Source organism: Streptomyces phaeoluteigriseus, assembly GCF_001896135.2.
GTDB lineage: Bacteria > Actinomycetota > Actinomycetes > Streptomycetales > Streptomycetaceae > Streptomyces > Streptomyces phaeoluteigriseus.
In genome coordinates this window covers 1207664-1228691 of the sequence record NZ_MPOH02000015.1, presented here as the reverse complement: position 1 = coordinate 1228691, position 21028 = coordinate 1207664, and the positions used below count along the sequence as shown (strand labels likewise).

The window sequence follows — 21028 nt, the reverse complement described above, 5'->3', positions numbered from 1 at the left end:
CGCCACCCCGCCCCCGCCGCCCTCCGACGCGGCGCTGGCGAAGACCGCCGCCCGGCACGACCTCACCCGCGAGCAGTTCTACTTCGTCCTGCCGGACCGTTTCGCCAACGGCGACACCGCCAACGACAAGGGCGGGCTGACCGGTTCCCGCCTCGCCACCGGCTACGACCCCACCGACAAGGGCTTCTACCAGGGCGGTGACCTCAAGGGCCTGACCCGGCGCCTGGACTACATCAAGGGCCTCGGCACCACCGCCCTGTGGATGGCGCCCCTCTTCAAGAACCAGCCCGTCCAGGGCACCGGAAACGACGCGTCAGCCGGTTACCACGGCTACTGGATCACCGACTTCACCCAGGTCGACCCGCACTTCGGCACCAACGAGGACCTCGAGACCCTCATCGACAAGGCGCACGCCAAGGGGATGAAGGTCTTCTTCGACGTCATCACCAACCACACCGCCGACGTCGTCGACTACGAGGAGAAGTCCTACGGCTACCTCGCCAAGGGCGCCTTCCCGTACCTGACCGAGGACGGCGAGCCCTTCGACGACGCCGACCACGCGGCAGGCAAGGACTTCCCCGAGGTCGACGCCGACTCGTTCCCGCGCACGCCCACCGTGCCGGCGGCGAAGAAGAACCTCAAGGTTCCCTCCTGGCTCAACGACCCCACGATGTACCACAACCGGGGCGACTCCACCTTCGCGGGCGAGAGTTCCGAGTACGGCGACTTCTCCGGTCTCGACGACCTGTGGACCGAGCGTCCCGAGGTCGTCCGGGGGATGGAGAAGATCTACCAGCGCTGGGTTCGGGACTTCGGCGTCGACGGCTTCCGCATCGACACCGTCAAACACGTGAACATGGAGTTCTGGACCCAGTGGGCCACGGCGCTCGACGCCTACGCCGCGAAGCGGGGCCGCGACGACTTCTTCATGTTCGGCGAGGTCTACTCCGCCGACACCGCCGTCACCTCCCCGTACGTCACCCAGGGCCGCCTCGACGCGACCCTCGACTTCCCCTTCCAGGAGGCGGCCCGCCAGTACGCCTCGCAGGGCGGCAGCGCGAAGAAGCTGGCCTCCGTCTTCGGTGACGACTACCGGTACACCACCGACAAGGCCAACGCCTACGAGCAGGTCACCTTCCTCGGCAACCACGACATGGGCCGGCTCGGACACTTCCTGAACCAGGACAACCCCAAGGCCACGGACGCCGAACTGCTCGCCAAGGACCGGCTCGCCAACGAGCTGATGTTCCTCAGCCGCGGCAACCCCGTCGTCTACTACGGCGACGAGCAGGGCTTCACCGGCGCCGGCGGCGACAAGGACGCCCGTCAGACGATGTTCGCGTCGAAGACCGCCGACTACCTCGACGACGACGAGATCGGCACCGATCGCACCCACGCGAGCGACGCCTACGACACCGGCGCCCCGCTCTACCGGCAGATCCGCGCCCTCTCCCAGCTCCGCAAGGCCAATCCGGCCCTCACCGACGGCATCCAGACCGAGCGGTACGCGGCGGACGGCGCGGGCGTCTACGCCTTCTCCCGCACCGACGCGAAGGCCGGCACCGAGTACGTCGTCGCCTTCAACAACGCGAGCGAGGCCAAGTCGGCGACCTTCGCCACCGGTTCGGCGGGCATGCGCTTCGCCGGCATCCACGGCACGGACGCCGAGGTCACCTCCGACGCCGACAGGAGGATCACCGTCACCGTCCCGGCGGGCGCGGCGATCGTCCTCAAGGCGGCCGGGAAGCCCGCCCCGCCGGCCACCGAGCCCACCGTCACCCTGAAGGCCCCGGCCGCCGGCGCCACCGGCACCGTCGAACTCGGCGCCGACGTGGACGGAGGCCGGCTCAACCGCGTCGTCTTCGCCGCCCAGGTCGGCAACGGCCCCTGGAAGAAGCTGGGTTCCGCCGACCACGCCCCCTACAAGGTCACACAGGTCATCGGCAAGGACGTACCGGCGGGGACGGCCCTGCGCTACAAGGCCGTGGTGATCGACTCGGCCGGGCACACGGCGAGCGCGACCGCCGCCTCCGCCACCGGCACCCCGCCCGTGCCCGAGACCCCCACCGCCTCCTCCCGCGACTACGCGGTCGTCCACTACAAGCGCGCCGACGGTGACTACGCCGACTGGGGCCTGTACGCCTGGGGCGACCTCGCCGACGGGGAGACGACGAACTGGCCCGACAGCCACCCCTTCACCGGCCGTGACGCGTACGGCGCCTTCGCCTACGTCAAGCTGAAGCCCGGCGCGACCGGCGTCGGCTTCCTCGTCATCGACGGGCAGGGCAACAAGGACGTCTCCGCCGACCGCACGATCGACGTCACCAGGACCGGGGAGATCTGGATCGAGCAGGGCAAGGAGACCGTCCTCACCGAACGGCCCGACCAGCCGGCGCAGGACAGGACCAAGGCCGTCCTGCACTACCACCGGGCCGACGGCGCCTACGACGGCTGGGGCCTGCACACCTGGACGGGCGCCGCGAACCCCACCGAGTGGTCGAACCCGCTGAAGCCGGTACGGACCGACAGCTACGGCGCGGTCTTCGAGGTGCCCCTCACCGAGGGCGCCACCAGCCTCAGCTACATCCTCCACAAGGGCGACGAGAAGGACCTTCCCACCGACCGGTCGCTGGACCTCACGGCCGACGGCCACGAGGTGTGGCTCCTGAACGGCCAGGAGAAGCACCTCCTGCCGCAGCCCGCCGGCTCCGCCGCCGCCCTGGACCTGACCATCTCGAAGGCGGTCTGGATCGACCGGAACACCGTCGCCTGGAACGGCTCCGACGCGGCCGCCTCCACCCAGCTGCTGTACTCCCGCACCGGCTCGGTCACGGCGAAGGACGGTGCCCTCACCGGCGCCGACCAGCGCTGGCTGCGGCTCACGAAGAGTGCCCTCACCGACGCACAGAAGGCGAGGTTCCCGCACCTGGAGGACCACACCGCCTGGACCGTCGACCCGCGTGACCGCGACCGTGTCCGCGAGGCCCTCCGCGGCCAGGTCGTCGCCTCCCAGCGGGCCGTGAACGGCGCCGTCCTCGCGGCCACCGGCGTGCAGATCGCGGGCGTCCTCGACGACCTCTACGCGGGCGCGACGAAGGCCGACCTCGGCCCGACCTTCCGCGACGGCCGCCCCACCCTGGCGGTCTGGGCGCCGACCGCGCGGAAGGTGGCCCTGGAGCTCGACGGCTCCACCGTCGCGATGAAGCGGAACGACGCCACCGGCGTCTGGTCCGTGACCGGCCCGAAGTCATGGAAGGGCAAGCCCTACCGGTACGCCGTCACGGTGTGGGCGCCCAGCGTCCGCCAGGTCGTCACCAACGAGGTCACCGACCCCTACTCGGTCGCGCTGACCGCGAACTCCGAGCGCAGCCTGGTCGTCGACCTGGCCGACAGGTCCCTCGCGCCCAAGGGCTGGTCGAAGCTGACGAAGCCCGCGGCCGTGCCCCTCAAGGACGCCCAGATCCAGGAACTGCACGTCCGGGACTTCTCGGTGGCCGACCGCACGGCCGCCGACCCCGGCACCTACCTCGCCTTCACCGACCGGGACAGCGACGGCTCGAAGCACCTGCGGGAGCTGGCGAAGTCGGGCACGTCGTACGTCCATCTCCTGCCCGCCTTCGACATCGCCACCATCCCCGAGAGGAAGGCCGACCAGTCGACCGTCGACTGCGACCTCGCCTCCTACCCGGCCGACTCCGACAAGCAGCAGGAGTGCGTGGCCAGGGCCGCCGCCAAGGACGCCTACAACTGGGGGTACGACCCCTACCACTACACGGTCCCCGAGGGCTCCTACGCGACGGACCCCGACGGCACGGCCCGTACCGTCGAGTTCCGCGAGATGGTCAAGGCCCTGAACCAGGACGGCCTGCGCGTCGTCATGGACGTCGTCTACAACCACACCGCCGCCGCCGGACAGGCGTCCACCAGCGTGCTCGACAAGGTCGTGCCCGGCTACTACCAGCGCCTCCTCGCCGACGGCTCGGTCGCCAACAGCACCTGCTGCGCCAACACGGCCACCGAGAACGCCATGATGGGCAAGCTGGTCGTCGACTCCCTCGTCACCTGGGCCAGGGAGTACAAGGTCGACGGCTTCCGCTTCGACCTCATGGGCCACCACCCCAAGGCCAACATCCTCGCCGTCCGCAAGGCGCTCGACGCGCTCACCCTGGCCAAGGACGGCGTCGACGGCAAGAAGATCATCCTGTACGGCGAGGGCTGGAACTTCGGTGAGGTCGCCGACGACGCCCGCTTCGTCCAGGCCACGCAGAAGAACATGGCCGGCACCGGCATCGCCACCTTCTCCGACCGGGCCCGTGACGCCGTCCGCGGCGGCGGCCCCTTCGACGAGGACCCGGGCGTCCAGGGCTTCGCCTCCGGCCTCTACACCGACCCCAACACCTCCACCGGTAACGGAACCCCGGCCGAACAGAAAGCCCGCCTGCTGCACTACCAGGACCTCATCAAGGTCGGGCTCAGCGGCAACCTCGCCGCCTACCGGTTCACCGACACCGGCGGCAAGGACGTCACCGGCGCCCAGGTCGACTACAACGGCGCCCCGGCCGGCTACGCGGAGGCCCCCGGCGACGCCCTCGCCTACGCCGACGCCCACGACAACGAGTCACTGTTCGACGCCCTCGCCTTCAAGCTCCCGGCGGACACCTCCGCCGCCGAGCGGGCCCGCATGCAGGTCCTGGCGATGGCCACGGCCACCCTCTCGCAGGGCCCGGCGCTCTCCCAGGCCGGCACCGACCTGCTGCGCTCCAAGTCCCTGGACCGCAACTCCTACGACAGCGGCGACTGGTTCAACGCGATCCACTGGAACTGCGCCGACGGCAACGGCTTCGCGGGCGGACTGCCCCCGGCCGCCGACAACGCCGCCAAGTGGCCCTACGCCAAGCCTCTGCTGACCGAGGTCGCGGTCGGCTGCGCCCAGATCGACGGCGCCTCCGCCGCCTATCGGGACCTGCTGCGGATCCGTACGACGGAGAAGGCGTTCTCCCTCGGAACGGCCGCCCAGGTGCAGTCGGCGCTCTCCTTCCCGCTGTCCGGCAAGGACGAGACACCCGGCGTGATCACCATGGAACTCGGTGACCTGGTCGTCGTGTTCAACGCGACGCCCGACGCCCAGCGGCAGCGGGTCGCCGCACTGGCCGGTACCGGATACCGCCTGCACCCGGTGCAGGCCGCCGGAGCCGACCCGACCGTCAGGGCGGCGGCCTACGCGGCGCCGACCGGCACGTTCACCGTCCCGGCACGAACCGTCGCTGTTTTCACCCGCACTTCCTGACAATCGCACTACCTTGGGGGAGCAGACCTCGAACCGGGTCTGCTCCTTCGGTGTGTCCGGGAGCGAGGGCATGGACGCCAACGGCAGGCGGACGGAGATGACCGTACTGGTCGTGGACGACACCACGGCCGGCCGGTTCGCCATGGGCAAACTGCTGCGCCGGGCCGGCCACCAGGTCGTCACCGCCACCACCGGCCGCGCGGCACTCGCCGAACTCGACGTACGGCTGCGCGCGGGCACCCTGCCCGACGTGGCCCTCGTCGACGTCGACCTGCCCGACATCAGCGGCTTCGACCTGTGCCGCCGGATCAAGGCCCGCCCCCACATGGCCGGGCTGCCCGTCGTGCACTTCTCCACCGCCTCCCTCGCGCCGGCGGACCGCTGCCAGGGACTGGACGCTGGCGGCGAGGCCTATCTGGCGATGCCCGCCCAGCCCGGGGAGGTCGACGCCGTCGTCCGGGCCGCCGTACGGGCCGCCCGGCTGCGCGCCGACGACCAGGCGCTGGCCCGGCGGCTCTCCCTGCTGTCGGAGACGATCATCGCCGTCCAGGCGGCCCGCTCCCCCCAGGAACTCGCCGACGCCGCAGCCGACGGCACCGCCCGGCTCACCGCGGGCCCCGCCGCCGTCTTCGTCCTCGGCCCCGACGACGAGCTGTACCGCGGCACCTCCCGCGACCGCACCTCGCTCGCCCCGCCCGACACGGGCGCCCACCGCACCGTGGCCGCCCTCCTCCGCCGGCTCACCCGCGGGCAGACAGGGGTGCGGATCACCACCGTGCCCGCGCCGCTGTGGCCCGCCGGGTTCTTCCGGCCCGGCGTGGAGCACGACGCCCGCCTCGCCCTGATCCCCACCGGCGACGGCAGGGCCGCGGTGTGCCTGGCCACCCCCACCCGGGGGGTACGCCGCGTCGCCCCGGAGAAGGAGGCCCTGGTGGCCCGGCTCGCCCAGGCCACCGTCCTCGCCGCCGAACCGCTCCTGATGTACCAGGTCGAGCGCCACGTCGCCCTCACCCTCCAGCACAGCTTCCTGCCCCAGCCGCACCGGCTGCCCGAACTGCCGGGCGTCGAGGTCGCCGTGCGCTATGTGCCCGCCTCGCAGGAGGCCGAGATCGGCGGTGACTTCTACGCCGCCCTGCGTACCCCGCAGGGGCACCTGGCCGCGGTCGGCGATGTCGTCGGGCACTCGCTGGAGGCGGCCACCGTCATGGTCGAGATCCGGCACGCGCTGCGCGCCCACTGCGTCGAGGAGAGCGACCCGGCCGTGCTCGCCGAGCGCCTGGACCGGATGCTCCGGCACTACCACCCCCAGGTCACCGCCACCCTCTGCCTGGTACTGATCGACCCCGGCACCGGCCGCGTCCGCATCGCCAACGCCGGCCACATCCCGCCGCTGATCATCCGCGACGGCAAGGGCGCCGACTACGCCAAGGCCTCCGGACCGCTCCTCGGCATCGGCGTGCCCCACCCGCCGCCCACCGAGCTGCTCCTCGACCCCACCGACCGGCTCCTGATGGTCACCGACGGCCTGATCGAGACCAGGGGCACCGACCTCGCCGTGTCGATGGAACACCTGCGCGCCGCCGCCACCGGAGCGCTGCCCGGCCTGGACGCCCTGTGCGACACCCTGCTCGACTGCTTCGGCCACGAACGTGAGGACGACATCGCCATGCTGGCGCTGCGGCTCGCGCAATAGGCTGACCTCCGTCGCCCACCACCGGGCCGTCCAGAAGGGGTGCCCATGCCGCAGATCACCGTCGACTACTCCGACCGGCTCGCCGACGACTTCGACCGGCCCGGCTTCGCCACCGCGCTGCACGAGGCCGTGGTCGAGATCGCCGCCGCGAAGCCGCCGGCCTGCAAGACGCGGTTCCGCCGTACCGAGGACGCCACCGTCGGCCCCGACACCGAGGGCCACGCCATCGTGCACGTCCACATCGCCCTGCTGGCCGGCCGCACCGAGGAGACCAAGGCCCGGCTCACCGAGGCCGTCCTGGAACTGCTGCGGCAGCACGTGAAGCCGACGGCGGGACTGGCCCTGCACGCCTCCGCCGAGGTACGCGACCTCGACCCGTCGTACCGCAAGTACGAGGAGTAGGCAGCCCGCCTGTCCGGTCCTACGACGCCAGCGCGATCAGCCGGGTCATCAGGTCGCCGAACGGGCCGTCGGCCGGTTCCCTGCTCAGGACGGGCCGCAGCAGGGCGCGCAGTTCCTCGTCGTAGGCGGCGGTGACGGCGGTCAGGGCGGCGAAGTCGCGCACGAGCTTGATCTCCAGTTCCTCACGCGGGATGCGTCGCCCGTCCAGCCAGATCAGCGCGGTCGACTCGGCGAGCGAGATCCAGGAGCGGACGATCAGTTCGAGCCGCGCGGGCGCCTCGGCGACCTCCAGATGCGACAGGATCTGCTCGTAGGCGGCCTGGCGCACGGAGTCGACGAGCGCGTTCGTGGTGGAGGAGCCGACCGCCGGGCCGCCGCGCATCAGGGCCGAGAAGCCGGGGCCGTGCGCGTCGACGAAGTCGAAGTACCGGCGCATCACCCGCAGCAGCCGGGCGCCCAGCGGCCCCTCGTGCGGCTCGGCGAACCGGCTCGCCAGATCCTCCGAGGCCCGCTGCAACGCGGCCTCGTACAGGCTGAGTTTGCCGGGGAAGTAGTGGTAGACGAGCGGCCGCGAGATGCCCGCGGCCGCCGCTATCTCGTCGATGGAGACCTCGTCGGGGGAACGACGGGCGAAGAGTTCGAGAGCGACGCCGATCAACTGCTGTCGCCGCTCCTCCACTCCCATTCTGCGGCGAACCCCGATAGTCATACGAACACCTTACCGATCGAATCCGGACGCGAACGGACCGGACCGACCGTGGTATTCGCACGGCGTTCTCACATGTCGAGGACCAGACGGTCACTTCGGGACCGGGACACACAGATCAGCATCGAGTCGTCACGCTCCGCGTCGGTCAGCAACTCGTCCCGGTGCTCCACCTCGCCCTCCAGCACCCGCTGCTGGCAGGTCCCGCAGAAGCCCTGCTCGCACGAGTACGCCGTGTCCGGCAGCTCGGCCCGCACCGCGGCCAGTACGGACGAGTCCGCCGGGACCGCCACCACTCGCCCGCTGCGCCGCAGTTCGACCTCGAAGGCTCCGCCGTCGGCCACCCCGGCGGTGAACCGCTCGAACCGGACGTCCGGCACCCGCCTGGCCACGGCCGCCAGGAGCCCCTCGGGCCCGCAGCAGTAGACCGCGACCTTCTCGGGCAGGTCCGCGAACAGCGCGTCCAGGTCGGGCCGCCCGTCCTCGTCCTCGGCGACCACACTCACCCGCCCCGCCCCGAGCGCGCGGACTTCCTCCAGGTACGGCATCGAGGCCCGCGTCCGCCCGCCGTACAGCAGCCGCCACTCGGCGCCGTCCGGCAGGGCCCGCAGCATCGGCAGGATCGGGGTGATGCCGATGCCGCCCGCCACGAAGACATGGGCGGGGGCGTCGACGAGCGGGAATCGGTTGCGCGGCCCCCGCACCTCGATCTCCATGCCCTCCTGGACCTGCTCGTGCACCTCCCGCGAACCGCCCCGCCCGTCCTCGACGAGCCGGGTGGCGACGGTGTACGACGAGGTGTCCGCCGGGTCCCCGCACAGCGAGTACTGCCGCACCAGCCCCGACGGCAGCACCAGGTCCAGATGTGCCCCCGGCTCCCAGCGCGGCAACCCCCGCCCTTCCAGCCTGAGTTGCACGACCCCCTCGGCGACGGTCTCGCGCGAGGCCACCAGCAGCCGCAGCGCCCGCGACCGGGGCCGCCCGGACACCGGTTCGTCGAGGGCCGGCATCGGCCACAGCGGCGAGCCCTGGACACGGCGCCGCAGCGCCCGCCGCACCAGCAGCGCGGCACCCGCGACGGCGACGACGGTCAGCGGCTTCGGCATCACGCGACCCCCTTGCCGTCGGTGGCGGTGGCGGTGGCGGTGGCGGTGTCGACTCCTGCGGTCGCGGTCGCTGCCTCGGCGGCCAGCGCGGCGGGGGAGGAGGCCAGGTAGGCGACCGCCTGCGCCGTCGACGCCTCCTGGGAGGGGTGGTACGTACGGCTCAGATAGCGCGGTATCGACCTCAGCAGCGCGCCGGTCGCCGGCAGCGTGCCCCGCCGCCGCGCACGTAGAACGCCTTGAAGGAGGCGCGGCCGTCGACCGGCGTCGGATCGTTCTCCATGAAGAACCGGGCCCCGCGCTGCCACAGGAACACCAGCGCGGCGAACGCGATCGCCCAGGTCCGCACGCGCCGCCGGTAGCCGCCGTCGACGTGCGTGAACAGGTCGAAGGCGACCGAGCGGTGCTCGACCTCCTCCGCGCCGTGCCAGCGCAGCAGGTCCAGCATGGTCGGATCGGCGCCCCTCCGGTCCAACTCCCGGGCGTTGAGCACCCAGTCGCCGAGGAACGCCGTGTAGTGCTCGATGGCTGCGATCAGCGCCACCCGTTCCAGCAGCCACCAGCGGCGAGCACGCCCCGGCGGCAGTCTCCGGTCCCCGAGCAGCCTCTCGAAGAACCAGTCGATCTGCGCGGTGTACGGCGTCGGGTCGAGCCCCTGCTCCCTCAGGTGCGGCAGGACCTCGTCGTGGGCCTGGGAGTGCATGGCCTCCTGCCCGATGAACCCGATGACGTCCTCGCGCAGCCGCTCGTCCCGGATGTGGGGCAGCACCTGCTTGTACACGTGCACGAACCACCGCTCACCGGCCGGCAGCAGCAGGTGCAGCACGTTGATGGTGTGCGTGGCGAAGGGATCCCCCGGCACCCAGTGCAGCGGGGTGTCCTCCCAGGAGAAGGACACCTTCCGCGCCTTGAGCGCGACGCGTTCGTCCTCGACCGGCTGGGGTGTCCGGACGGCCTTCTTGTTAGACATGACGTCAATGTACTGACGGGTAGGGCAAGGGTGAACCCCCGTGCACGCCCGACTTCGGGACCACGTCACAGAGGATTCACGGACAACGGGGAGAACCGCACGGACGGCGGCACGGGCAACCGGTCAGCGCAGCCCCTTGATCGACCGCCCGCCCTCCAGCGTCCCCTCCAGCCCGGCCTGCGCGCCCTGCTTCGCCGGTACGGCCAGCAGATTGCCCTCCCCGGAGGCGCTCACCCCGCCCGTCGCGCGCACCGACTCGGTGTCCCTGTCCCCGGCGGCGAGGAGGTACCAGGCACCCGCCTCCGACTTCCACAGCACCCCGGCCAGCACATGCGGGTCGCGCGGACCGCAGGCCGGAACGTCACCGGCCTGGGCCGTGACCGCCCCGAACAGCCCGCCCGGCGTGTGGAACTGGGCCAGCACCCGGCTCCCGTCGCCCCTCCAGGTGTCGGCGCGCGTGCACACCCACCCGGCCTGTCCGCCCGCGTCGGGCAGCGGCTGGCGCGCGTACGCCCAGGCGTTGACCGACCGCACACCCTGCGCCCGGACCTCGCCCAGCGAGCAGGCGAACGGCGCCCAGGTGCGCAGCGCCTCCGCGCCCGACGCCTCCTTCGGCGTGGTGGGCCGGCCCGCGGTCAGCCGGGCGGGCACCAGCTCACCGAGGTCGCTCAGCAGATACGACCCGGAGGCGTCGGTCACCTGGAGCACGTTCCACGTGGTGCAGGCGCCGGCGCGGGTGGCGGGGCTGGACAGCGGCGAGGTGATGCCCTCGGTCAGGGTCAGGTCCATCACTCCGGCACTCGGCTTGGACAGGTCCCGTTCGGCCGCCTTCGACACCCAGGGGGCCGTGAGATAGCGGACGTTGCCGTCGGCCCGGTCCAGGACCACCGCCGCCGCCTCGGCGCCGGTCGCGCCGTCCACCCGAGCGAAGTCCAGCGCGGCCCCCGCCGTGCCGTCCCGCGGTTCGGCGTAGCGGACGATGCGCAGGCCGTCGTACAGGATGACCACGCGGGCCGTGTCGATGTCCCCCGCGTACAGCAGGTGGGGCGGGCCGGCGGGACCGCCGGACGGGGTGCCGGGAGTCGACGAGACGCTGACCCGCTCGCCGGGACGGGCCCAGACGGCGAGGGCGCGGCGCAGCAGCGCGTCGTCGTCGGCGAGGTCGCCGCGCGCGGGCCAGACGGAGAAGTCGGTGCGCGCGGAGGTCTTCCAGGCGGCGGGGGAGATCTTCACCAGCCGCCCGGGGTCGAGGGCGGCTTCGGCCGCCGGGTTCTGCGCGTACACCGGGGCGGCCGCCCGTCGGGCCCCCAGCCGCCGCCCGGCAACGCGACCAGGGCGCCGCACACGGCGAGTGCCGCAACCGCGGCCAGCGCCGCCTTGGTGTGCTGGCGCCGTCGCATCAGGTCGGTGGGGCGGGCCTGGAGCGAGCAGGGATCGAACTCGGTGGAGTCGAGCAGCGCGTACCGCGCGGCGACCGTGTCGGCCCCCCGCAGCGCGGCGTCCACGTCGTCGACGCCGGCCTCGCTCAGCACCTCGCGCACGTCGCCGTCGGGGAGTTTCTCCAGGCCGCGCAGAACGTAGGCGGCGCGGGCCGGGCCGGACAGCGCGGACAGTCGCTGGTCCAGGGCGAGTTCGTCGGCGCCACCCGAACGCGGGAAGAGACGCAGCCCCCACACCTGTGGCAGCAGCGGCGGCAGTTGGGCGCGCCTGGGCAGCGCCCGGCGCCGCAGTGGCAGGCCCGCCTCCAGCGCCGTACGGACGACCTGGAGGCGGACGTAGGCGTAGCCCGGGTCGCCGTCGCGGGCGGTGGACTGGGAGGGGATGGCCGGGGCCGAGGTGCGGCGGCGGGGCAGCGCGCGCTGGACGAGGGCGTGGGCGGTGAGGACGCGCCTGCCGCGGCCGAGGCGGGGTGGCAGCACCAGGTAGGCGAGCCGGACCAGACGCGGGTAGTGCTCGACGAGCGCGGCCTCGGCCTGCTCGACGTCGACGATCCGGTCGGCGGGGGAACCGGGTGCGGGGCGCGGGGCGACATCCTGTGACTGCACGTCCAGCAGAACGAGCGAGCCGGGGGATGGTCACCCCGGCCGGCCTGTACGCGCCTGGCCCCAGGGGAGCTGCTCACCGCTTCTTCCTGCTTCTTCGCGCTTCCTGGCGTTGCTTGGCGCTTCTTCGTGATTCTTCGTGCTTCTTCGCGTTTGCCGGTGGCTACTCCGCCACGAGCGCTCGCGCGTAGTTCGCCATGGACCGCTGGTAGCGGGGCAGATGGGGGGCCAGGGCCTCCAGGACCAGCGACAGGCCCTCGCGGTCGCGGCCCAGGCCGGACAGGCACAGCGCCAGACAGGCGCGCACCGCGTCGTCCAACTCGTCTGAGGGAGCGTCCAGTTCGGGGGTCAGCAGCTCGACGCCCTCGCCCGCCCGGCCGCAGTTCCGCAGCGAACTGGCGAGTTGGATCTTCGTCCGCCTGCCCCGGTAGCCGTCGAGGCCACGGGCCAGCGCCTCCTGGTACAGCGGGACCGCCTTGTCGGAGTGGCCGGTGGAGTCCCACGCGCAGCCCCGCTCGAACGGGCCGAGCGGGCTGTCCGGCGGCAGCTCGGCGACGAGCGCGTCGATCACGGCCCGGAAGGCGGCCGCGTCCTCCTGTGGATACTCGTCGAAGGTGGCCCAGGCAGCGGCCACGCGGTATTCCCAGTCCTGGTTCACCGGGTCACCCTCGCACGGCCGCCCCGGAGACCGCACCGGGTATTTTGAGCGCACCGCGCGCGGGAGCCGTATCCAGGGGGAGGCTTTCGCAGGGAGGAACAGATGAAGGTGACCCGACCGATGTTCGCGGTGGCGACGGCGGCCGCGGCGGCGCTGATGCTGACGGGCTGTGGTTCCGACGGAGGCACGGAGAAGAGCGTGCCGGCGACCGCGACCGGCAGCCTGGAGCATCTGGCCGCCGAGGTGAAGTGCACGCCCGACATGCAGACCGACGCCGACGAACTCCGTCAGGCGCTCTGCGAGAACGCCGACGGCAAGTTCATCCTGCTGACGTTCGCCACCGACCGCGGCCAGCGCGAGTGGATCAACGGCGCCAAGGACTACGGCGGTCACTACCTGGTCGGCCGCAAGTGGATCGCCGTGGGCGAGGAGACCAGCACCGTCACGGCGCTGCGGGGCACGCTCGGCGGTGACATCGAGGAGGGCACGGACCACTCCGCGCACGAGCCGTCGGAGGGCGCGACGCACTCCGGCCACTGAATGTGCCGAGAACGCGTACGCGGCACACCCGGAAACGAAAGGCCGGCGGTGAGGAAACCCTCACCGCCGGCCTCTCAGTGTGCGGTCAGACCGAGACCTACTTGCACTTCTTGCCGGTGTTGATGCAGTTGACCATCTTGTTCATCGTGTTCTGGGAGAAGAAGTTGATGAAGTCGTTGTGGTCGGTGATCGGCTTGTGCAGCTGCTCCGGGAAGGTGTCCACCGCGTACGGGTTCACCACCGTGCCGTTCTGGATCTTGGGCGCCGGGACGTTGTAGACCAGACGGACCTGGAGCTGCGGGATCGCCTTGAAACCGTTCGCGCAGCTTCCGTTGGCCTGGACGAACGCCACGTGCGTGCGGTGGTTGGCGCTGTCGATGTTCTGACCGTCCCAGCAGCTCTGGAAGTTGGAGGTACGCACGACCTGGCTGCCCTGCGGGCAGATCGGGTACTTGTCCTCCAGCTGCACCTTGTTCTCGAAGCCGGTGCAGCTCCAGTTGACGTTGGCGTTGCCCACACCGTTGACGAAGGCCTTGGCGTCACCGGTGATGATGCGCAGCCCCGTCGGCATCGCGACGACCTTGCCCCGCTTGTTGCCGACGAACTTCAGCTGGGCCTGGGCCGGCTGAAGGATCTTGCCGACGTTGCCCTCCTTGCCACCGCCGTCGTTGTTCTGGTCGAAGTCCTGCGTACCGTCCTGGAGGCGCAGCACCGGCCAGAAGTACGACGACTTGTCGCCCTGGTTCTGGCAGCTGGTCTCGGCAGCCGCCAGAACCTGGTCGCTGGCGAACGCGTCGTTGTTCTGGTTGCCGACGTAGTCGTGCAGGTGGTGCGCGCCGTTGGTGACACCGGGGGCGACGATCACGTTGTCCGTGTTGTGGTTGTCGTTGCCGTTGGTGCCGCAGACGCTGGTGAAGGTGCCGCGCGATCCGCCGTTGCCGTTCGCGCGCAGACCGTTGGCGCCCACGCCGGGCTGGGCGTTCTGCCGGACCTTGGTGATGTCGACGAAGTCCGCCGCCGCCGGGCCGTTGCCGGCCTGGCCACCGTTGCCCTGCTGGCCGTTGCCCTGGCCGCCGTCCTGCTGACCGCCGTCCTGCTCGCCACCGTTCTGGTCGCCACCGCCCTGCTGGCCACCGTCCTGCTGGCCACCGTTCTGGCCGTTGCCGGCCTCGCCGGCGTTGGTCTGCGCGCCCTGAGTGGTGCAGGCGGAGAGCTGGCTCAGGTCCTGGACCTGGCCGCCCGCACGCTGGATGTTGATGCGGATCCGGTCGATCGTGGCGGCCCTCTTCTCCTTGAGGGGGCCGACGATCGCGTTCTGCACGAAACCGGCGTCATTGGTCTGTGCCTGGCGTGTGGAGGCGAGCCGGGCGTAGGCCTCGGTGATCTGCTTGTCGAGGTTCGCCAGCTCCCTGTCGACCCCCGAACGTGCCCCGCCGGGCACGCTCGTCAACTTCTGCCCGACGTCGGGGCAGGAGATGGTGGCCACCTGCGCGGCAGCGGCCTTGGTCTGGTTCTGCGACGAGTTCTTCGACTCGTGCGCAGAAGCGTAGAAGTTCGCCCAGATCAGCCCGCCCCCACCGAGCGCTAGGGCCGCCGACGCGGCTATGGCCTTGTTGGCCATCGACGAACGGCGTTTACGTGTGTTGCGTCCCATGGAACTCCTCTGACTTCCTTGCGGGGCAGCATCGAGGCGCCCGACAGGAGTGAAGCGGCGACTCTCCATACGCAGGCCGCCCCGGAGGCGTTCAGCCGTCTCGGAAATTGATGAGAGGCCCGTGGGACAATTCCGCCTCAACAGTCGCACACGGAACGGTAGTTGTGGCGGTCACCGATCCCGGTCCAGATAGGCGAGCACGGCCAGGACGCGCCGGTTGTCGTCGTCCGAGACCTCCAGACCCAGCTTGACGAAGATGTTGGCGGTGTGTTTCGCCACGGCCCGCTCGGTGACGACCATCTTCTGGGCGATCGCCGCGTTCGACCGGCCCTGCGCCATCAGCTCCATCACCTCCCGCTCACGCGGCGTCAGCCGGGCCAGCGGCCGGTCGTCACCGCGCCGGGCCAGCAACTGCTGGATCACCTGCGGATCCATCGCCGTCCCGCCCGCCGCGACCCGCCGTACCGCGTCCACGAACTGCTCCGCGTCGAAGACCCGGTCCTTCAGCAGATAGCCCACCCCGCCGCTCCCGTCGGCGAGCAGCTCGCGCGCGTACAACTGCTCCACGTGCTGGGACAGGACCAGCACCGGCAGGCCCGGCCGTTCCCGCCGGGCCCGCAGCGCGCACTGGAGTCCCTCGTCGGTGTGGGTCGGCGGAAGCCGGACGTCGACGACGGCGACGTCCGGCTTCAGTTCGGCGAGTGCCCGCTCCAGTTCGGGTCCGCTCTCGACGGCGGCGGCGATCTCGAAGCCGAACGCCTCCAGGAGCCGGACGAGTCCGTCCCGTAGCAGGAACAGGTCTTCGGCTAGGACAACACGCACGGAATCTCCATGGTCACCATGGTGGGACCGCCCGCCGGGGAGCTGACGGCCAGGACGCCGTCGAATGTACCCAGTCGCCGCTCGACCCCGGCCAGTCCCGAGCCGGCCCCGATCTTCGCGCCGCCCTTGCCGTTGTCGGTGACCGAGATCCCCAGATGGCCGTCCGCGTGATGCAGGTCGACCCAGATCCGGTCGGCGCCGGAGTGCTTGACGGCGTTGGTGAGCACCTCGCTGACCGCGAAGTACGCCGCAGACTCCACGGGGGCCTCGGTCCGGCCGGGCAGCTCGACGGTCACCTCGCTGGGCGTCGCAGTCGCAGCGCCAACGCCCGTACGGCGTCGCCCAGTCCGCGTTCGGCGAGCACCGGCGGATGGATACCGCGCACCAGGTCGCGCAGTTCGTCGAGGGCGTCCGCGGAGGACCGGCGGGCCTGTGCGAGGAGTTGCTTGGCCTGCTCGGGGTCCTTGTCGACGAGCATCTCGACCGTCCCGAGATCCATGCCCATCGCCACCAGGCGGGCCTGGGCCCCGTCGTGCAGGTCGCGCTCGATGCGCCGCAGTTCGGAGGCCGAGGTGTCCACGGCGTCCCGCCGCGTCTCGGTCAGCACCCTTACGCGCTCGGCAAGTTCTGCCTGGCTGGGGGTGAGGACGGCCCGGGTGAGGCGGAAGTGGACCTGGAAGGCGCTCACCGCGTACCGGTGGGCGAGGACCAGCACGACGGCGCCCAGGGCCGCTGCACCCAGCGCGGAGACCTGGTCGGAGACGGGCACGAACCCGTACCAGTAGGGGTCTTCGCCGTACACCCGCCACAGCCCGAGCGCCAGCGTGAACCCCTCCAGCGGGTAGAGGACCAGGACCGCGGGCAGCAGCGCCGTCAGGAACCCCGCCGTCATGTCCACCGGCAGCCACCGCAGGTCACGCCAGGTCGCAGGGTCCCGCAGCATCGCGAAGGTGCGGGTCCAGGGGTTGGCGCCCTCGGGTATCGGCCGGTACGCCGACGGGATGCGCACCCCGCCCCACTCGGCGGCGAGGACCCGCCGCCAGTTCGCGAACATGCGCACGCCGGTCAGGACGTAGGGCGTGGTGACGATGCCGACGCCGATGGGGATGAGGGCGATCGACACGGCGGTGAGGGTGAAGCAGAGGACGGCCAGCGGGAGGGAGGCCACGGCCAGCACGAACCCGCGCCCGGCGGCCCGCACCATGCCCCGAGCCCTCGAACCGCCGCCGTCGCTCTTCGTGTTGGTGTTCATGCCCGTAAGTCTGGCCGACCGGCGGACCGGGGGCACTGGGCCGAACCCCCGGGTCAGGGGGTGGTGTCAGGTACACCTGCGCCCGGAGTCCGGCCCGCCACGGCAGGCCGAACGACGACTCCGTGCCGGCTGCCCCCGGCGGGCCGAACGACGACTCCGTGCCGGCTGCCTCCGGCGGGGCGAACGACGGCTGCGTGCCGGCTGTCTCCGGCGGGGCGAACGACGGCTCCGTGCCCGCTGTCTCCGGGGTGGCCCGAACGGCGAGTCCGTGCCTGCTGCCCCCGCGGTGGCTCGAACGACGGCTCCGTGCCCGCTGTCTCCGGGGTGGGCTGAACGGCGAGTCCGTACGCGCTGCCCCGCTGCGGCCCGAACGACGACTCCGTACCCGCCGCCCCGCCCGGCCTCCCGGCCGTCGGGGAAAGCCGGGCGGCTACTCCCCACCCGCTGCCAGTACCTTCGCCTCCACCTCCGGGTCCAGACCCTTGCGCGGTCGGTCCGGGCGCTGGGGTGCCTCGCCGCCGATCTCCCGGAGCCACCGCCAGGTGTCGGCGACGGTCTCCCCGACCGGTCGGCAGACCAGTCCGGTGGCCACCGCCCGTGAGACGTCCGCCGAGTGCAGGGCGTCGTGCATGTCGCTGCCCGGCGGCACCCACACGGGCAGTTGTGTCCACGGTTCGATGCCCGCGTCGAGGACGATCTCCGGTGCGGTCCAGCGGAGTTCGGCCGGACCGCCGGTGACCCGCACACAGGCCTCCAACAACTCGCCCATGGTGGCGTGCCCTTGCGGGCTGATCAGATTGAACGGCCCGCTGAGCCCCTGCTCCACCGCCCCGCAGATCCACTCGGCGAGATCGCGGACGTCGACGTACTGAAGGGGCAGTTCGCGCGGTCCCGGCGCCAGGACCGGGCCGCCGCGGGCCGTCCGGGTCAGCCACCAGGGCAGCCGGCCGATGTTCTCGTACGGCCCGAGGATCAGCCCGGCCCGTACGAGCACGGAGTCCGCCGCCCCGAACGCGTCGACGGCGGCCAGCTCGCCGCCCCGCTTGTCGCGCGGGTAGTCGGTCTGCTCCGCGTCGGGCTCGGCGCCCTCGACGAGCGGCGCGTCCTCGGCGTACCCGGCGGGAGGGGCCCAGGTGTAGACCGAGCAGCTCGACACGTACACATACCGGCGGGCGCGGCCCCGCAGCAGCCGCGCCGCCTCGTGCACCGCGCGGGGCGCCGCCGACCAGGTGTCGACGACGGCGTCCCACTCGCCGTCCGTCAGCGCGTCGAGGCCACCGGGCGCGGTCCGGTCGCCGACCAGGGTCCGCGCACCAGGGACGGGCGCGTGCCGTCCCCGGTTGAGGACGGTCACCTCCCAGTCGCGCCCGAGGGCCGCCTCTACGACGGCGTCCCGCGAACTCCGTACCACCCAGCACCAGAAGTCTCATGCCGGTGACTCTGCCCGGCCGGACGCCGGGAGGGAACCGCCCTCTGCCCTCAGCAGAGGATCACCGGCCGGCCGGCGGAGTGTACTTGTAGCCCACCCGGCGCACCGTCTGGATCGCCCGGCGGTGCTCCGCGCCCAGCTTGCGGCGCAGCCGGGCGATGTGGACGTCGACGGTACGGCCGTCGCCCACATGCCCGTAGCCCCACACGGTGGTGACGAGCTGGTCGCGGGTGTGCACCCGGTTCGGGTGCGCGACGAGATGCGCGAGCAGCTCGAACTCCAGGTAGGTCAGGTCGAGTTCACGCCCGCTCACCCACGCGGTGCGCTGCACGGAGTCGATCCGCACGAGCGCATCACGGTCGGGCGTGGCCTCGTCGTCCACCGGCTGGGAGGCCACCGGCCGGTCGGGCACCGCCACCGGCGGGAACGGCGGCTGCTGGTCGGCCGGGACGAGCACCAGATAGCCGATCATCGGAGGCTGCCCCGGCAGGATGGGCAGGGTGTGAGGCGGAGCGGGCAGCCAGGTGGCACCCGGCGGCAGGAAGTCCGTCACGTCCACGACCTCGTCGCGGTCCACCGCACGGAGGCGGTGCCGGGCCGGGGCCGGGAGGGCGGCGGGGGCGTCGGAGAAGGAACGAGTGGTCGCCATGAGAGGTCAGCTCTTTCGCGCGAGAGGTTCGTCAGGAGGCGACGGCCGATTCGTGGTCGGACCCGTCGGGGGACGTACGTCGTTGTTCGCGCCGGTCGAAGACCGGGGTAACGGCTTTAGAGGGCCGGCGCGTTCACCGCGCGGCAACACACCCGGTCGAAGTCGTGGTGCTGACGGGAAGGCCAGAACGGCTCGAGGTCATGGCGACCCGTCGCGGTGTGCTTCATGAAGCTGGCCATGCGCCCATTGAAGCAGACACCCGCCCCGGACAGGAGCCTCCTCTCACTGCTTGGACGACGCGCGGACGAAGTCGCGGACGACACACAGGCGCACGCGGACGACTCGCGGACGGAAATGGACGTCAGTTCACGGCCCACGTGGACCTTCCCCCACTCGAGCGCCTGCCGGGCCGACGGTTCCACGGCGACCACGGCGTCCTCGGCGCGGCCGGCGGTAAGCCGACCCGGCGATCGCCGGGACGAAGGCGTGGGCGCGTTCGGTCACGCGGGCCGGCAGCACCCGATACGCGGAAGGGGCGCCCCGCCGACGCGGCGGGCGCCCCTTCCGGGAAGACGCGGGTAGACCCGGGACAGTCCGGACGAGTCCGGGACCAGATCCGGGAAGTCCTGCCCCAGGCCTGATTCAGGCCCGGCTCGGTCCCGGCTCAGTCCTGACTCGGACCCGGCTCGGACCCGGCTCGGACCCGGCTCAGACCGGGATCAGACCTGGCCGGCCTTCTCCAGCGCGGAGCAGCAGGTGTCCACGATCAGGCGGGTCACCAGGTACGGGTCCACGTTGGCGTTCGGGCGGCGGTCCTCGATGTAACCCTTGCCGTCCTTCTCGACCTGCCACGGGATGCGGACCGAGGCGCCACGGTTGGAGACGCCGTAGGAGTACTCGTTCCACGGGGCGGTCTCGTGCAGACCGGTCAGACGGTCGTCGATGCCGGCGCCGTAGTGCTTGACGTGGTCGAGCGGCTTGGAGCCCTCACCGAGGGACTCGCACGCGGTGATGATCGCCTCGTACGTCTCGCGCATCGCCTTGGTGGAGAAGTTGGTGTGCGCGCCGGCGCCGTTCCAGTCGCCCTTGACCGGCTTCGGGTCGAGGGTGGCGGCGACGCCGAAGTCCTCGGCGGTGCGGTAGAGCAGCCAACGGGACACCCACAGCTGGTCGGAGACCTCCAGCGGCGCGAGCGGGCCGACCTGGAACTCCCACTGGCCGGGCATGACCTCGGCGTTGATGCCGGAGATGCCCAGGCCCGCCTTCAGGCAGTTGTCCAGGTGCGCCTCGACGACGTCACGGCCGAAGATCTCGTCGGCGCCGACACCGCAGTAGTAGCCGCCCTGCGGGGCCGGGAAGCCGCCCTTGGGGAAGCCGAGCGGGTAACCGTCCTTGAAGAACGTGTACTCCTGCTCGATGCCGAAGATCGGCTCCTGCGCGGCGAACTTCTCGGCGACCTCGGCCAGCGCGGCACGCGTGTTGGACTCGTGCGGCGTCATGTCGATGTTGAGGACCTCGCACAGCACGAGGATGTCGTCGCCACCGCGGATCGGGTCGGGGCAGGTGAAGACCGGCTTGAGGACACGGTCCGAGGCGTGGCCCTCGGCCTGGTTCGTGGACGACCCGTCGAAACCCCAGATCGGCAGCGCGTCAAGACCCACGGGCTCACCCGTCATGATCTTGGTCTTGGAACGGAGCTTGGCCGTCGGCTGGGTGCCGTCGATCCAGATGTACTCAGCCTTGAAGGTCACGGGCCACTTCCTTCGGGGGTGGGTCAGACGCACTTGCGGGTGCTGCGGCGCTGCGGCACTGGGGCGCCGC

The 21028-nt window shown here is 71.7% G+C and carries 12 protein-coding genes and 4 pseudogenes; 4 read left to right on the top strand and 12 right to left on the bottom strand.

Translation table 11 applies throughout. The features are described 5' to 3' along the window. The 3 genes from pulA to BM536_RS23480 form a co-directional block, all read left to right on the top strand. On the top strand, positions 1–5287 hold a 5287-nt coding region (pulA, locus tag BM536_RS23490), incomplete at its 5' end, for a pullulanase-type alpha-1,6-glucosidase (protein ID WP_094103423.1). Positions 5288–5357: 70 nt separating this feature from the next. Beyond that, a complete protein-coding gene (locus tag BM536_RS23485) occupies positions 5358–6980 on the top strand; it encodes a fused response regulator/phosphatase (RefSeq protein ID WP_094103526.1) in 1623 nt (540 codons plus the stop codon). Between the two features lie 45 nt (positions 6981–7025). Next, entirely contained in the window at positions 7026–7382 is a 357-nt protein-coding gene (locus BM536_RS23480; RefSeq protein ID WP_073496119.1) for a 5-carboxymethyl-2-hydroxymuconate Delta-isomerase, read from the top strand. A gap of 19 nt (positions 7383–7401) precedes the next feature. Here BM536_RS23480 and BM536_RS23475 read toward each other — a convergent pair whose 3' ends face one another. The 5 genes and pseudogenes from BM536_RS23475 to BM536_RS23455 form a co-directional block, all read right to left on the bottom strand. Then, positions 7402–8091: a TetR/AcrR family transcriptional regulator gene (locus BM536_RS23475; RefSeq protein WP_094103422.1), complete on the bottom strand. Its 690-nt coding sequence runs from the start codon at positions 8089–8091 to the stop codon at positions 7402–7404. A gap of 68 nt (positions 8092–8159) precedes the next feature. Beyond that, the gene (locus tag BM536_RS23470) at positions 8160–9194 is read right to left on the bottom strand and encodes a PDR/VanB family oxidoreductase (protein ID WP_073496123.1); all 1035 of its coding nucleotides are present in this window, start codon (positions 9192–9194) and stop codon (positions 8160–8162) included. Continuing rightward, positions 9194–10161 (bottom strand): annotated as a pseudogene (locus tag BM536_RS23465) (metal-dependent hydrolase). The gene BM536_RS23470 and the pseudogene BM536_RS23465 overlap by 1 nt, the downstream one beginning before the upstream one ends. A 123-nt stretch (positions 10162–10284) precedes the next feature. Continuing rightward, positions 10285–12206 (bottom strand): annotated as a pseudogene (locus BM536_RS23460) (hypothetical protein). A 160-nt stretch (positions 12207–12366) separates the two neighbouring features. Next, on the bottom strand, positions 12367–12861 hold the full coding sequence (locus BM536_RS23455; RefSeq protein WP_211362933.1) for a tetratricopeptide repeat protein: 495 nt from the start codon (positions 12859–12861) through the stop codon (positions 12367–12369). A gap of 102 nt (positions 12862–12963) precedes the next feature. Between BM536_RS23455 and BM536_RS23450 the strand changes: the two genes are divergently transcribed. Next, a complete protein-coding gene (locus tag BM536_RS23450; protein ID WP_211362932.1) occupies positions 12964–13401 on the top strand; it encodes a hypothetical protein in 438 nt (145 codons plus the stop codon). 97 nt (positions 13402–13498) lie between these two features. Here the strand turns inward: BM536_RS23450 and BM536_RS23445 are convergent, their stop codons facing one another. The 7 genes and pseudogenes from BM536_RS23445 to glnII form a co-directional block, all read right to left on the bottom strand. Beyond that, a complete protein-coding gene (locus tag BM536_RS23445; RefSeq protein WP_073496126.1) occupies positions 13499–15055 on the bottom strand; it encodes a DUF1996 domain-containing protein in 1557 nt (518 codons plus the stop codon). Between the two features lie 171 nt (positions 15056–15226). Beyond that, positions 15227–15877, bottom strand: coding sequence for a response regulator transcription factor (locus BM536_RS23440; RefSeq protein ID WP_073496128.1), 651 nt, complete (start codon positions 15875–15877; stop codon positions 15227–15229). Further along, a pseudogene (locus tag BM536_RS23435) lies at positions 15862–17129 on the bottom strand (sensor histidine kinase). Before BM536_RS23435 ends, BM536_RS23440 begins: the two are co-directional and overlap by 16 nt. 430 nt (positions 17130–17559) lie before the next feature. Beyond that, positions 17560–18559 (bottom strand): annotated as a pseudogene (locus BM536_RS23430) (NAD-dependent epimerase/dehydratase family protein). Positions 18560–18619: 60 nt separating this feature from the next. After that, a complete protein-coding gene (locus BM536_RS23425) occupies positions 18620–19207 on the bottom strand; it encodes a winged helix-turn-helix domain-containing protein (protein ID WP_073496130.1) in 588 nt (195 codons plus the stop codon). Between the two features lie 116 nt (positions 19208–19323). Next, positions 19324–19446, bottom strand: coding sequence for a hypothetical protein (locus BM536_RS44025; RefSeq protein ID WP_094103525.1), 123 nt, complete (start codon positions 19444–19446; stop codon positions 19324–19326). A gap of 480 nt (positions 19447–19926) precedes the next feature. Continuing rightward, positions 19927–20958, bottom strand: a complete 1032-nt coding sequence (gene glnII, locus BM536_RS23415) for a glutamine synthetase (RefSeq protein ID WP_073496134.1) — start codon at positions 20956–20958, stop codon at positions 19927–19929. Positions 20959–21028: the final 70 nt, after the last annotated feature.

Excerpts from the sequence above, each read along its gene's own strand:
- BM536_RS23485 (WP_094103526.1), top strand. The coding sequence starts at position 5,358 with ATGGACGCCAACGGCAGGCGGACGGAGATGACCGTACTGGTCGTGGAC.
- BM536_RS23480 (WP_073496119.1), top strand. The coding sequence starts at position 7,026 with ATGCCGCAGATCACCGTCGACTACTCCGACCGGCTCGCCGACGACTTC.
- BM536_RS23475 (WP_094103422.1), bottom strand. The coding sequence starts at position 8,091 with ATGACTATCGGGGTTCGCCGCAGAATGGGAGTGGAGGAGCGGCGACAG.
- BM536_RS23470 (WP_073496123.1), bottom strand. The coding sequence starts at position 9,194 with ATGCCGAAGCCGCTGACCGTCGTCGCCGTCGCGGGTGCCGCGCTGCTG.
- BM536_RS23450 (WP_211362932.1), top strand. The coding sequence starts at position 12,964 with ATGAAGGTGACCCGACCGATGTTCGCGGTGGCGACGGCGGCCGCGGCG.
- BM536_RS23445 (WP_073496126.1), bottom strand. The coding sequence starts at position 15,055 with ATGGGACGCAACACACGTAAACGCCGTTCGTCGATGGCCAACAAGGCC.
- BM536_RS23425 (WP_073496130.1), bottom strand. The coding sequence starts at position 19,207 with ATGGCGACCACTCGTTCCTTCTCCGACGCCCCCGCCGCCCTCCCGGCC.
- BM536_RS44025 (WP_094103525.1), bottom strand. The coding sequence starts at position 19,446 with ATGGCCAGCTTCATGAAGCACACCGCGACGGGTCGCCATGACCTCGAG.